Here is a 13146-nt window from a genome sequence, read left to right as displayed (position 1 = left end):
GGTTGGGCCGGGGTGCCGCTCAGGCTCCGGCCCGCTCCCGCGGCCGCCGCCCCAACAGCTCCGCCAACCCCCGCCGAGTAGCCGCCAGCACCACCCGGTCCGACCCCTTCAGCACCCGCCCGTCCGGCAGATCCCACACCAGCCCCGACCCCGAAACCGCCCGCACATCCTCATACGCCTCCTCGGCAGCCGGCCCTTCCCGCCGCCCGTCCGAGACCCTCGTATCCAGCGCCAGCACCCGCCAGGCCCCCGCCCGAAACGCCTCCGCCACCGTCTTCCCCTCCAGCTGCGGATGCCCGGCCACATCCATCGCGGCGAACAGCAACACCCGCCGCTCCACCGGAATCGCCCCCAGAATCTGCCGCCCCATCATCGCCCCGGCGAAAGCGGGCGCCGCCAGATGGGACACACTGCGACTCCGCGTGGAGGCACGCGGATGAGCTGCCCGCAGCGTGCGGTACACGGCGGTCGCGAAGTCGTCGTCGTACAGCCGCAGCACGACCCGCAGATCGGGCCGCACGGACCGCGCATACAGCGCGGCCTCGAGATTCGTCGTGTCCGCACTGGTCACCGCCAGCAGCGCATGCGCACGGTGGATCTTGGCGGCCTCCAGCACGCCCTCCTGGGTGACGTCCCCGAGCACCACAGGAACCCGCAGCCGCCGCGCCGTGGCCAGCCCCCGGGCATCCGGGTCGGACTCGACGCACACCACGGGGATGTTCAGTTCCCGCAGCCTGGTCAGCACCCGCGTACCGATCTTGCCGAGCCCGAGGAGGACCACATGCCCACCCAGCCCCCGTGGCGGCTTCCGCAGCGCGGACGCCGTCCGGAAGGTGCCCAGCGCCTCCAGCACCGCGGCCAGCAGCACCGGCAGCAGCAGCAACCCGGTGAGCCCGGAGAGGAGTTGAAGGATCTGCCGTCCGACGGACTGGCCGATGGCGGGGTCGTCGATGGCGAAGAGATCGAGCAGCGTCAGATAGAACGCGCTCAGCGGATGCATCCGCGGCGTCACCAGCCACAACGCCACCGCGAGCGCGACCACGCACCCCACCATGCCCGCCAGCGACCACCGCAGCCGACGCGAGAACAGCGAGGAGAACGCCACGGCCCCGCGGGCCGGGGGCAGTTGGGGCCCGGCGTACGACACCTGCTCCAGTACGACGGTCCCGCGGCCGGTCGCGGCGCGGACCGCCGCCGCGTCGGGCAGCAGCTCCGGCCCCTGCTCGCCGCCGTTGTCGGCACCGTCCGTGGAGAGCAGCGCCAGCGTGGCCAGCCCCGGCCGTGCCAACTGCCCCACGAGCGGCGTCCGTTCCACCGCCCGCAGCAGCAGCCCGTCGGTCTGTACGACCTTGCTGGTGCCGGCGACGGCGGTGGCGGCCAGCGCGGGCGCGGCCGTATCGGCGTCGGAGAGCACGGTGGTGGAGGTGTCGCTGCCGGCCGAGCCGGCGTCGCCGGTCGCCAACGCGGCCGCCTGGTCGAGGAGTTCCTCGATGTGCTGGCCGAGCCGACGGTTGTAGAGCCTGAGGACGAGCCGCAGCCGGGGGTTCAGCCGGCGGGCGGTGAGGGCGGCACGGATGTTGGTCTCGTCGTCGTCGTACACCAGCGCCAGCGCGGCGGCCCGCTCCACACCCGCCGCGCCGAGCACCTCCTCGGTCGCCTCGGAGGCCTCCACGATCTGGGCGTTCGCGACGGGTTCGGCGGCGGCGCCGTTCGCCCGGCTGACGGCCGCGTTCACCATCCGGTCGAAGAGTGCCGCCGTGGTCGCCCGCGCGCGCCCGACCACCGGCGGTCGCACCCCGCGGTCGGCGGGCGGCACGACGAGCGTGACCTGTTCGCCGTACACACCCCGCAGCTCGGCGGCCAGCCGCTGCGCCAGTCCGTCGTCACCGCACACCACCATGTGCGCCGACACGTCACCACTCGCCACACCTTGATTCGGAACGCTCCCCACGAGTGAGAAGAGTGCCTCACCGGGAGAGGTGGTTCCAGCAGCGACCGAGCGCAGTCACCGAACGGTCACTGAACGAACGCCCCTTCCCCGCCGTATGGATGGGGAGGGAAACCAGCGCCCTCACGCACCACCGGAGGTACCACGCCCGTGGCCATCACCAAACCAGCCCCTCTGGGGGCGGACAGCCATGAGCCGGTGCGCGGCGCCCCGGAGCCGGAAGAGCCGACGGGGACCGGGCAGGACCACAGCCGCCAGGACTCGAAGTCACCCCTCGTCCTCACCATGCTGCTGCTCCTGCTGGTGCTGCTCCAGGGCCCCATCCGCGGAGCGCTCTCCGCACCCGTCATGCAGAGCTGGATGACGGTGTTCGTGGCCGTGCTCGTGCAGGCACTGCCCTTCCTGGTGCTCGGCGTGCTGCTCTCGGCGGCGATCGCGGTGTTCGTGCCGCCGGCGTTCTTCGCGCGTGCCCTGCCCGGCCGGCCCGCCCTCGCGGTGCCGGTCGCCGGGATGGCGGGCGCGATGCTGCCGGGCTGTGAGTGCGCGTCGGTGCCGGTGGCCGGAGCGTTGGTGCGCCGGGGCGTGACTCCCGCGGCGGCCCTCGCCTTCCTCCTGTCCGCCCCGGCGATCAACCCGATCGTGCTGACGGCGACCGCGGTGGCCTTCCCCCGCAACCCCGAGATGGTCGTGGGCCGTTTCGTCGCCAGTCTGCTCGTGTCGTGTGTGATGGGCTGGCTGTGGCAGCGCCTCGGCCGCACGGACTGGCTGCGCACACCGGAACGCTCCCACTACGAGGGCCCGAGCAAAGGCGCCGCCTTCTGGAACTCGGTCCGGCACGACGTGATGCACGCGGGCGGCTTCCTGGTGGTGGGCGCGATGGCCGCCGCGACGCTCAAGGCCGTGGCCCCGGCGAGCTGGCTGCGCACGGCCGCGGAGAACCCGCTGGTGGCGATCCTCGCGCTCGCCGTCCTGGCGGTCCTGCTGTCGATCTGCTCGGAGGCGGACGCGTTCGTGGCGGCCTCGCTGACCCAGTTCTCGCTGACGGCCAAGCTGGCGTTCCTGGTGGTGGGACCGATGATCGACCTCAAGCTGTTCGCGATGCAGGCCGGCACCTTCGGCCGCGGCTTCGCCCTGCGCTTCGCCCCCGCCACCTTCTGCCTCGCCATCGCGGGCGCGGTCCTGACCGGGGCGGTGCTCCTGTGAACCGGCAGGCCCAGGCGGCCATCTTGTTCCTGACCGGCGCGGCCCTGCTGCACGCCGGTTTCACCGACCTCTACCTGCGCTACGTCAAGGCCGGACTGCAACCGCTGCTGCTGGCCTCGGGTGCGGTACTGATCGTGACGGCGCTGGCGACGGTCTGGTACGAGTGGCGCGGCCGCAGGAGCGGCGAAACCCACGAGCACGGCGAGGCCCATGACCATGGAGAGGGGCACGTGCACCGCGAACCCCGTGTTTCCTGGCTCCTCGTCCTCCCCCTCCTCGCCCTGATCCTGGTTGCCCCGCCCGCCCTCGGCTCCTACAGTGCCATGCGCACGGGTACGGCCCTGCAGCAGCCGTACGGCTTCGACAAGCTGCCGGCCTCCGGCCCGCTCGACCTCAACGTGGTCGACTACGCGACCCGCGCCGTCTACGACCGCGGTCGGCACATGGCGGGCCGCCCGATCCGGATCACCGGCTTCGTCGCTCTCGACCGCACCGGCGCCCCCTACCTGGTGCGCATGGCCCTCAACTGCTGTGCCGCAGACGCCCAGCCGGTGAAGATCGCCCTGACCGGCACGATCCCGCCGGTCCTGCAGCCGGACAAGTGGCTCCAGGTGACCGGGAACTACACCGCCCGGCAGACCAAGGACCCCGTCAACAACGGCCCCATACCGTACTTCCAGGTCACGGCGGCGACACCGGTGCCGACGCCGAAGGATCCGTACGACGAGTCCTGGAACAAATGACCTCGGAACGACTGACCCCGGAACAACTGCCCCTGGGACCGCCGACTCTGGATGTCTGACTCTGGATATCCGCCTCTGGATATCCGCCTCTGGATATCTGACGGGCCGTCAGTTACCGTCGCCTGCTGAGCAGCCTGACAGCAGGTGAGGTAAACGGGTGAAACAAGGGGTGAGCGCAGTGGAGACCACGACACGTCCGGCCAGTCCGCAGCCGACCGGGGCTCCCCGCTGGGTCGCGCAGTTCTACCGGCCCTCCTCGGCCTCCTGGGAGGTGTGTGCCGAGGCTCCGCACCGCGCTCCCGTGGAGTACGCGCTCGGCGAGATGGCCCACACCGTGCGGGCGCGCGGCGGTGACTTCGCGGTCGGCCTGTGGGGCCCGAAGGACGGTGCGTGGCAACGCTTCGACGTGTCGACCACGACCACGAACGCCACGACGCCGGAGCCGCCGTCCGACGGCCCCGAGGAGCCGAGGACGCTCACGGAGCGGATGAGCGGCCGGCGGCAGCAGGTGCTCATGGCCGGGCTGAGCAAGGCAGGGCTCTACGACCTCGCACCGGACGACCATGCAGCCGTGCAGGTGCTCGTCGAGCGGCTCGACGAGACCACGGTGCGCAAGGTCGCCCAGTGGCTGACCGCCGGGAGGGCATGAGAATGCCCGACCGCTGGCGACGGGGGATGCACCAGCGATCGGGCTGTGGCCAAGCGTAACAAGGCCGCGGGCCCGAGGGGAGTCGACTGTTCCGCCGCGTCATGGGGATGTGGCCGGTATCACTGGGTCGGCCCCATTGACCAGCAGCCGCCACCAGGGCGTTCACCGGATCGGACTAGGGGCCGCACGGAGGCTTGTACGAGAGCCGTGGCAGATATTCGTGCCATTTCTCCGGTGTCAGCACGCCCTGGGTGGCCGAGCAGATGTGCCGGATCGCGTCGTCCGTGTCCAGGTTCCACAGCCGCACGGTGTCGGCGCCGCTCGACACCCCCAGCAGATGGCTCCTGGGGCTGAACGAGAGGAAGTTGCCGGTCTTGGCGTTGGGGCTCATGGACTGCCCGATGGGGGCGGCCTCCGAGGGGTGGGCCACGTTCCAGAGGCGGACGGTGTTGTCGTTGCCGCCGCTGGCCAGGGTGCGGCCGTCCTGGCTGAGGGTGAGCGACACGACCGCTTCGGTGTGACCGGTCAGGGGGGCGCCGACCGCGGCCGCCTCGCGGGGGTCGGTGACGTTCCACAGCCGGACCGTGTCGTCGTCGCTGCCGCTGACCAGCGTGGAGCCGTCCGGGCTGTAGACGAGGACGTTGACCGGTCCTCCGTGCCCGGTGAGCGGTGTGCCGAGGGAGGTGACACGGCGGGGGTCGGTGACGTTCCAGAAGCGGATGGTGGCGTCCGCGCTGCCGCTGGCGAGGGTGTGGCCGTCCGGGCTGAAGACGAGGCTGTTGATGAAGCCCTTGTGACCGGCGAGCGGCGGGCCGAACTTGGCGGCACGGGACGGGTCGGCGACGTTCCACAGCTGGATGGTGCGGTCGTCGTAGGGGCTCGCCAGGATGCGTCCGTCCGGGCTGAAGGCCAGCGCGTCGGTGCCCGTGAAGCGGGTCCGCATGGTGAGGGGCGCCCCGTAGGGGACCGGCCGGGACGGGTGGGTGACGTTCCACAGGTACAGCTGCTTGCGGCCGCTCAGTACGGCGAGCGTGCGGCCGTCGGGGGAGAAGGCCAGCTGGCGCTGGCCGCCGTCCGCGGGCATGAACGGTCGGCCCATCGCCACCGGCCGGCCGGGAACCTTCACGTTCCACAGCCGGATCCGCCCGTCGCGCGCGGCCATCGCGAGCACCCGCCCGTCCGGGCGGAACGCTCCGAAGGCGCCGACCATGTCCGAGGTCGGCACCGACCACAGGCGGACCTTGCTGTCGCCGCTGCCGGTGGCAAGGGTGCGGCCGTCGGGGCTGAAGCCCACGGCGTACATCTCGCCGCTGCTGCCCGCGAGCGGCTCGCCGATCTGGGAGGGCGAAGCAGGATCGCTGACGTTCCACAGGCTCGCCGTGCTGTCCGCGCTGCCGGCCGCGAGCATGCCGCCCTTGGGGCTGAAGGCCACCGACCACACGGGACCGGTGTGACCGGCGAGCGGCGAGCCGAGCTCGGTGGCATTGCGCGGGTCGGTGACGTCCCAGAGCCGGACGGTGTCGTCCGCGCTGCCGCTGGCGAGGGTGTGGCCGTCGGGGCTGAAGGCCACCGAGTGCACGGTGTCCGTGTGGCCCTTCAGTACCCTGTCGACCCGCTTCGGGCGGTGCGGATCGGTCATGTCCCAGAGCGTGATCATGTCGTCGTCGCCGCCTGCTGCCAGCAGCCGGCCGTCGGGGCTGAAGGCCACGGACCGCACGGCGGCGGAGTGCCCGGTCAGAGCACCGATCGTCCCGGGCCGACCAGGGTCGGTCATGTCCCACAGCCGTACGGTGTGGTCCTCGCCGGCAGCGGCGAGCGTGCGGCCGTCGGGGCTGAAGGCCAGCAGATAGATCGTGCCGGTGCGGCCGTTCAGGGGCGTGCCGAGCGGCTTGGGGTGGGCGGGGTCCCGGACGTCCCACAGCCGGACGGTGCCGTCGTCGCCGGTGCTGGCCAGGGTGTGGCCGTCCGGGCTGAAGAGCGCGGTGCTCACCCAGCTGGTGTGGCCGGTGAGCGGCCTGCCCAGCGGTTTCGGGTGCGAGCGGTCGCTGACGTCCCACAGCCGGACCGTGCGGTCGTAGCTGGCGGTGGCGAGCAGCTTCCCGTCGGGGCTGAAGGAGGTGAGGTAGACGGCGCCGGTGTGGCCGAGGAGTGGCGTGGCCAGTGGCGCGTTCACGATCGAGACCAGCCGGTTGTTGGTGCCCGGGTCGTCCGGCCGCAGATCGTGGGCGACCAGGTCCAGCTGGGCGGAGAGCGAGGGGTCGGTGTACTGGACGCGGTCGGCCTCCGCGACCACCTGCTCGAACACCGCGTCATTGCGCTGCTGCCAGGCCATGACCGCCGCACCGACCGCCAGGACCGACAGGACGACCAGCGCGGACACCGCCCCGCGCCGCATCACGAGGGTGCGCTTGCGCAGCCGTACCGAGGCGGCCAGGAACTCCACCGCGCTGCGGGTCAGGAAGGTGTCGCCGGCGGACTTCGCCCAGTTGCGGGCCTGGGCCAGCCGCGAACCCCGGTACAGCAGCGAGGAGTCGCGGCCCGAGCCCTCCCAGGCCCGGCCGTCCTCCTCCAGCCGCTGGCGCAGCAGATGGTCGTTGCGGCCTTCGTCGATCCAGTCGCGCAGCCGCGGCCAGGCGGTCAGCAGCGCCTCGTGGGTGATCTCCACGGTCTCCGCGTCGAGCGTCACCAGCCGGGCGCGGACCAGCGCCTCCAGCGACTCCTCCGTCTTGCCGGGATCGGTCGACTCCTGCGCCAGCTGCCGCCGGGTCCCCCGACGGCGGGTGGCCTGGGTGTCCTCGCCGAGCCGGACCAGCCGCAGCAGCAGCAGCCGGGCGGCCGTACGGGCGGGCGGGTCCAGGCTCGACCAGGCCCGCTCGGCGGTCGCGGCCACCGCGCCCTGGATGCCGCCCGCGGCCCGGTAACCGGCCAGCGTGAGCCGGCCCGCCTTCCGCCGCTGCCAGGTGGCGAGCAGCGCATGCGAGAGCAGCGGCAGCACCCCGGCGTCGTGCGCCCCGCGCGGCCCGTCGGCGCTCACCTCCCGGACGATCAGCTCCGCGAGCCCCGGTTCGAGCTCGAGGCCCACGGCCTTGGCCGGCCCGGTCACCGCCTCGCGGAGCTCGGCCGTGCTGAGCGGTCCGAGCACCATGTGCCGGTGCTGCAGCGCGTCGGCCAGTTCGGGATAGCGCAGGCACTGATCGTAGAAGTCGGCGCGGATCCCGAGGACCACGAGCAGGACGGCCGGGTCGTCCGCTCCGGCGGACGAGCTCGCGGCGTGCAGGATCTGGACGAACGCGTGCCTGACCGCCTCGTCGGCGCAGAGGGTGAAGGCCTCCTCGAACTGGTCCACGATGAGGAGCGGCCGCTCACCGGAGGGCGCCTCGCGCCGTGCCCACTCGGCGACGGCTCCCCGGACGGCGTGCGCGAAGGCGGGAGTGCCGGGTTCCGGTGCGGCGGAGCCGTCCGCCCCGGACATGACGGGGGCGAGTTCCGGGATGCACCGGGTCAGCTCCCCGACGGGATCGGCTCCCGGCACGAGCTGTACGACCGTCCTCGGGCGGCTGTCGTCGCCGCCCAGTGCGCCGTTCTGCGCGGCGGGCACCAGCCCTGCGTTGAGCAGGGACGACTTCCCCGCCCCTGAGGCACCGACGAGCATGACCAGGCCGCCGGTCTTCTCCGCCGCCTGCAACTGGTCGACGAGGGCGTTGGTGCTGCGCTCCCGGCCGAAGAACCACCGGGCGTCCTCCTGCCGGTAGGAGGCCAGCCCGCGGTACGGACACACGCTGGGGGCGACCGGATCCTCGACCGGAGGCCGCTCGTCCACTTCGGCGGCCGCCGCGGGACGGTCGCCGGCCGGGTCGGCCAGGGCCCGCTCCCACAGCCGCTGCCAGTGCCCCAGGTCGTACAGACCGGTGGAGACCGGCGTGGGCCGCGCCCGGCGGGCCTGCGGGATCAGGACGTGCAGCACCGCGGTGAGCGCGGCGAACTGGGCCGGCACGTTCTTGGCCCGTCGCCAGTCGCTGATCCGCTGGGCGGAGACCCGTACGGGCCGCCCCCGCTCGTCCACCCGCTGAAGCTGTACGACCGCCTCGGCCACCCGCGCGAGAGGAGGGTTGCCCGCCTCCTTGTACAGCAGAGCGAGCCGCTCCGCGAAGGCAGTACGTGCCCCTGAGTCGGAACCCAAGGCCTCCACTCCTTACTCCCCCCGCGCTTGGTCATCCGGACCGGAAAACTCACTTTATACGGCTGACCTGCGGCGAAAGCCTCCGGACCGGCACCGGAATCTCCTCACGGGAAGCCACAAATGGCAGGATCACGACGCAAGGGCGAACCCGTCGGGCACCGTCCGCGCAGGCCATCAGCTCAGCGCCCAGGACGACAGCGCACGGCGCCGAACCTTCTCGGCCAGGCTTCAGCGGAAGCCACGGGACGGCGGCGCCGGCTCCATCGCCCGGGCCTCCGAGATCCGCGCCGTTCGACACCGGTCCCCACGAGGGGAGGGACCGGAGCCGAACGGCGCGGAGTGCTTTTGATCACTGTGTGGTCGAGGTACTGCGAGGTTGATCACCATCGGAGACTTTTTTGATCACCGTTGACCCTCCCTTGCATCAGCCGTCACCGACGTGACCTACGCTCCGCTCACGTCCCCAGTTCCACAGGGGCTCTTTTTTTCGTTCCGGGGGGTTCGAAACCACCGTGCGCACCCGCACTCTCACGGCCGCGACCGCACTCGCGGTCCTCTTCGGCTCGACCGCGCTCGCTCTCACCTCGGCCGCGCCCGCGCTGGCCGACTCCAGCGCCGTCCTGCCGGTCGCCTCCACCGGTGACGTCGTCGTGGACGGCGTCCACCAGCGGGTCTTCATCAGCGACCCGAAGAGCGGCAAGGTCGTCGCGACCGACTACAGCGGCACCGTCGTCGGCACGGTCGAATCGCTGCCCGGCGTCCGCGGCCTGGAGCTCTCCGCCGACTCCGGCACCCTGTACGCGGCCGTCGCCGGCGCGAACGCCATCGTGGCCATCGACACGGCCACCGCCACTGAGACCCACACCTACCCGACGGGTGACGGCACCGACCCGGAGTACGTGGCCTACACGGGCGGCAAGCTCTGGTTCGGCTACGGCGGCGCGGCCAACGGCAACATCGGCTCGCTCGACCTGAGCGGCACCGACCCGGTCGTGGCCCTGAACCAGGACGGGAACACCTTCTACCAGGCGCCGATCCTGGACGCCTCGCCCGGCGCCCCGGGGACTGTGGTGGCGGGCGCACCCGGCCAGAGCCCGGTCGAACTCGCCGTATACGACGTCTCGTCGGGCACCGTGAGCCGTACCGCGTACGCCTTCGACCCGGGCAGCACCGGCGGCGGCAACCTGCGCGACCTCGCGGTCACACCGGACGGCAAGGACGTCGTCACGGCCAGCGGGTCGCCGTACTACCAGGCCGTCTACAAGCTTTCCGACCTGACGGCGGACGGCAAGTACGAGACCACCAACTACCCCGACGCCGTGGACATCGCGCCGAACGGCGATGTGGCCGCGGGCACCGACTCCGTCTACGGCTCCGACATCCACCTCTTCAAGGCGGGCGCCTCGACGCCCACCCGGGAGTACGACCTCCCCAGCTCCACCGGCGGCACCGCCTCGGACGAGCTGGCCGGCAGCGGCCTGGCCTGGGCACCGGACGAGAGCAAGCTGTTCGCGGTGTCGTACGACAGCAACAACACCTACTCGCTGCGGATCTACGACGACCCGCTGAAGGCCGCCGCCACCCTGACGGCCACCGCCCCCGCCATCGCGCCCCGCGCCAAGACGCTCACGGTCACGGGCAAGCTGACCTCGGACGCGTCCTTCCCGCCCGGCACGACGGTCTCCGTCCGCCGCACCGACGACGAGTCCCCGTCCGGCAAGCCGCTCGGCACGGCGACGGTCGGCGCCGACGGCTCGTACTCCTTCGCCGACACCCCGCCGGCCGGCGGCCGGGTCACGTACACGGTCGGCTACGCGGGCGACGACTACCACGCGAGCGCCACCGCCACCGCCACGGTGAACGTCTCGAAGACGGCGACCGCCCTGACCCTGGACAACAACGGCAAGGTGTACTCGTACAACACCCAGGTCAAGTTCACGGCGCACCTGGGGACGACGTACAAGAACCGGACCGTCGAGATCTACGCCGACCCGTACGGCGGCGACAAGCCCGGCAAGCTGGTCAGGTCCGGCGCGGTCGACTCCTCCGGGAACCTGTCCGTGAGCCTCTACCTGACCCGCGACACCAAGCTGACCGCCAAGTTCACGGGCGACACCCGCTACGCGCCCGCCACGGTCACGAGCACCGTGGGCGCACGGGTCCGGGTCTCGACCGCGCTCAGCGGCTACTACAAGTCCCAGACCGCGTGGAACCAGACGTACCGCTACTTCCACAAGTCCAAGGACCCCGTCTTCGACACGACGATGACGCCGTACCCGAACCGCAAGTACCGGGTCGAGGTGCAGGGTTACTCCCAGGGAGCCTGGCGCGCCACGCACAGCGAGTACCTCGTCCTCGGCTCGGACGGCCAGGACACCCTCGAACTCACCGGCACCCCGCCGACGGGCGTCCGCTTCCGCATCCGCTCGTCCTACATCGACACGACCTCGGGCGACAACGTGAACTCGACGACCTACGGGACGTGGAAGTACTTCATCTTCACGAGCTGAGACCGGCCGCTTCTCGCCACACGTGCCCTCACAGACAAGGAAACCGTGCGAATACCCACCTTTCGTGACACGTTCGGAACCTGTGCCGCGATAGCGGCCTCCGCTCTCCTCCTCGCGGCGGCGTCACCCGCCTCCGCGCGCCCCGACACCGCCATCAGGACGGTGCCGGCCGCGTCGACCGCGCACGACGCGGGCCGGGGAAAGGCATGGACGAGTGCGGAGGCCGAGAAGTTCTGGACACCTGAGCGGATGGCCCGGGCCACCCCGGACAGCCCGCGCGGCGAGGCCCCGGCCGGGAGGGGAGCCGAATCCCTCGTCAAGGGTGCGGCCGCGCCGAAGAACGGCGTCTACTTCGCCGGTGTCCCCACCGTCGGCACCTTTTTCCACTACGTGCGGGACCCGGCGACCGACCAGCTGACGGGGCGTTTCTGCTCCGCGAGCCTCGTGGACAGCCCGCAGGGCAACGTCATCCTGACCGCCGCGCACTGCTCCGGCGGCTCCAAGGGCATGTTCGTGCCCCGCTACGACGGCAGCGCGAACAACCCCGCTCCCTACGGCCGGTTCGCGGTGCAGAGCTGGGTCCGTGACGCACGCTGGTACCAGGCCGCAGGCCACCCCACCCGCGACGCCTACTCCGACTTCGACTACGCCTTCGCCCTGGTCGCCGCCAACGGTCGAGGGCAGAGCGCGCAGAAGGCCGTCGGCGCGGCGCTCCGACTCGGCCAGGTGAACGGCCAGTACAAGCAGAACGTCACCGTCATCGGCTACCCCGGCAGCCACAACCCGAAGAACCGGCCCTTCATGTGCGCCGGCGTCACCACCAGCCGGCTGGCCGGCTACCACCAGATGCGCATGGACTGCGGCGGCTTCTACGGCGGCACCTCCGGAAGCCCCTGGATCACCGGCCTGAACAAGAGCACCGGCAGCGGAACCGTCATCGGCAACCTCGGCGGCTACTACGGCGGCGGCCTGGAGAACAACAGCGACCGCATCTCGTTCTCCACGACCTTCGACCAGCGGGCCCTCGAGATCTACGCGGCCGCGCAGAACAACACCACTCCGACCCAGTACCCGCGCGGCTACAGCATGTACCCGACCGGCGGGGGCCGGTGGCAGCAGGCCATGAAGACCGCCTCCGGCGACTACACCGGCGACGGCAGGACCGACATGATCGTCGTCTGGTCGGACGGCGAAGTCACCCTCTACACAGGGGACGGCAACGGCGGCTTCTCCGGTGAGCACCGGATCGCGAAGTCCTCGACCTGGACCCACGCCAGGACCATCGCCGGCGGGGACTTCGACGACAACGGCGCCTCCGACCTGATGGTGGTCTGGTCGGACGGCGAAGTGACCCTGTACACCGGGGACGGCAAGGGCGGCTTCGCCGGGGAGACCCAGCTGGCCAAGCCCAGCAGCGTCTGGAAGGGCGCCGTCCAGATCACCGCCGGACGCTACAGCGCCAACCCGGCGCCCGACGACGTCATGGTCCGCTGGACCGACGGCGAAACCACCCTCTACACCGACGTCGACAGCCGCGGATTCCTCCACGAACACCGGCTGCAGCCGCCCAACGACACCTGGCGCCACGCCACCCTGCTCGCCGCCGGGAACTTCACCGGAGGTGCCAACTGGGACGTCCTCGTGCGCTGGTCCGACGGCAGACTGAGCCTCTACCGCGACTCCTCCGCCTCCGGCGTGGGAACGGAGGTCGAGCTGAAGTCGTCCAACACACTGTGGACCCACGCCGCCGTCATGACCGCCGGCGCCTACACCCCCGGCGACGCCGACGACCTGCTCGTACGCTGGTCCGACGGCGAGACCACCCTCTACACCGACACCACGACGACCCTCGGCCGCGAGCACATGCTCGTCCCGCCGAAGGCCGCCTGATCACCTTTCAGGAAGGCGAGGTA

The 13146-nt window shown here is 71.5% G+C and carries 7 protein-coding genes; 5 read left to right on the top strand and 2 right to left on the bottom strand.

Features of this window, described 5'->3' with window-relative positions; translation table 11 throughout:
• Positions 1 to 19 precede the first annotated feature (19 nt).
• Positions 20 to 1900: an NAD-binding protein gene (locus tag ACFY1E_RS06200; RefSeq protein WP_389073333.1), complete on the bottom strand. Its 1881-nt coding sequence runs from the start codon at positions 1898 to 1900 to the stop codon at positions 20 to 22.
• Between the two features lie 198 nt (positions 1901 to 2098).
• Between ACFY1E_RS06200 and ACFY1E_RS06195 the strand changes: the two genes are divergently transcribed.
• The 3 genes from ACFY1E_RS06195 (at position 2099) to ACFY1E_RS06185 (ending at position 4543) form a co-directional block, all read left to right on the top strand.
• Positions 2099 to 3151, top strand: a complete 1053-nt coding sequence (locus tag ACFY1E_RS06195; protein WP_389072052.1) for a permease — start codon at positions 2099 to 2101, stop codon at positions 3149 to 3151.
• Entirely contained in the window at positions 3148 to 3894 is a 747-nt protein-coding gene (locus ACFY1E_RS06190) for a TIGR03943 family putative permease subunit (RefSeq protein WP_389072050.1), read from the top strand. Before ACFY1E_RS06195 ends, ACFY1E_RS06190 begins: the two co-directional genes overlap by 4 nt.
• A gap of 178 nt (positions 3895 to 4072) precedes the next feature.
• A complete protein-coding gene (locus tag ACFY1E_RS06185) occupies positions 4073 to 4543 on the top strand; it encodes a hypothetical protein (RefSeq protein WP_389072047.1) in 471 nt (156 codons plus the stop codon).
• Positions 4544 to 4718: 175 nt separating this feature from the next.
• Here ACFY1E_RS06185 and ACFY1E_RS06180 read toward each other — a convergent pair whose 3' ends face one another.
• Entirely contained in the window at positions 4719 to 8732 is a 4014-nt protein-coding gene (locus ACFY1E_RS06180; RefSeq protein WP_389072045.1) for an AAA family ATPase, read from the bottom strand.
• A gap of 503 nt (positions 8733 to 9235) precedes the next feature.
• Between ACFY1E_RS06180 and ACFY1E_RS06175 the strand changes: the two genes are divergently transcribed.
• Positions 9236 to 11233, top strand: coding sequence for a YncE family protein (locus ACFY1E_RS06175; RefSeq protein ID WP_389072042.1), 1998 nt, complete (start codon positions 9236 to 9238; stop codon positions 11231 to 11233).
• A gap of 45 nt (positions 11234 to 11278) precedes the next feature.
• Entirely contained in the window at positions 11279 to 13123 is a 1845-nt protein-coding gene (locus tag ACFY1E_RS06170) for a trypsin-like serine peptidase (protein WP_389072040.1), read from the top strand.
• The last annotated feature ends 23 nt before the right edge of the window (positions 13124 to 13146 follow it).

Origin of the sequence: Streptomyces sp. NPDC001604 (genome assembly GCF_042893475.1) — a bacterium.
GTDB lineage: Bacteria > Actinomycetota > Actinomycetes > Streptomycetales > Streptomycetaceae > Streptomyces.
This window is presented reverse-complemented; position numbering and strand designations above follow the sequence as displayed.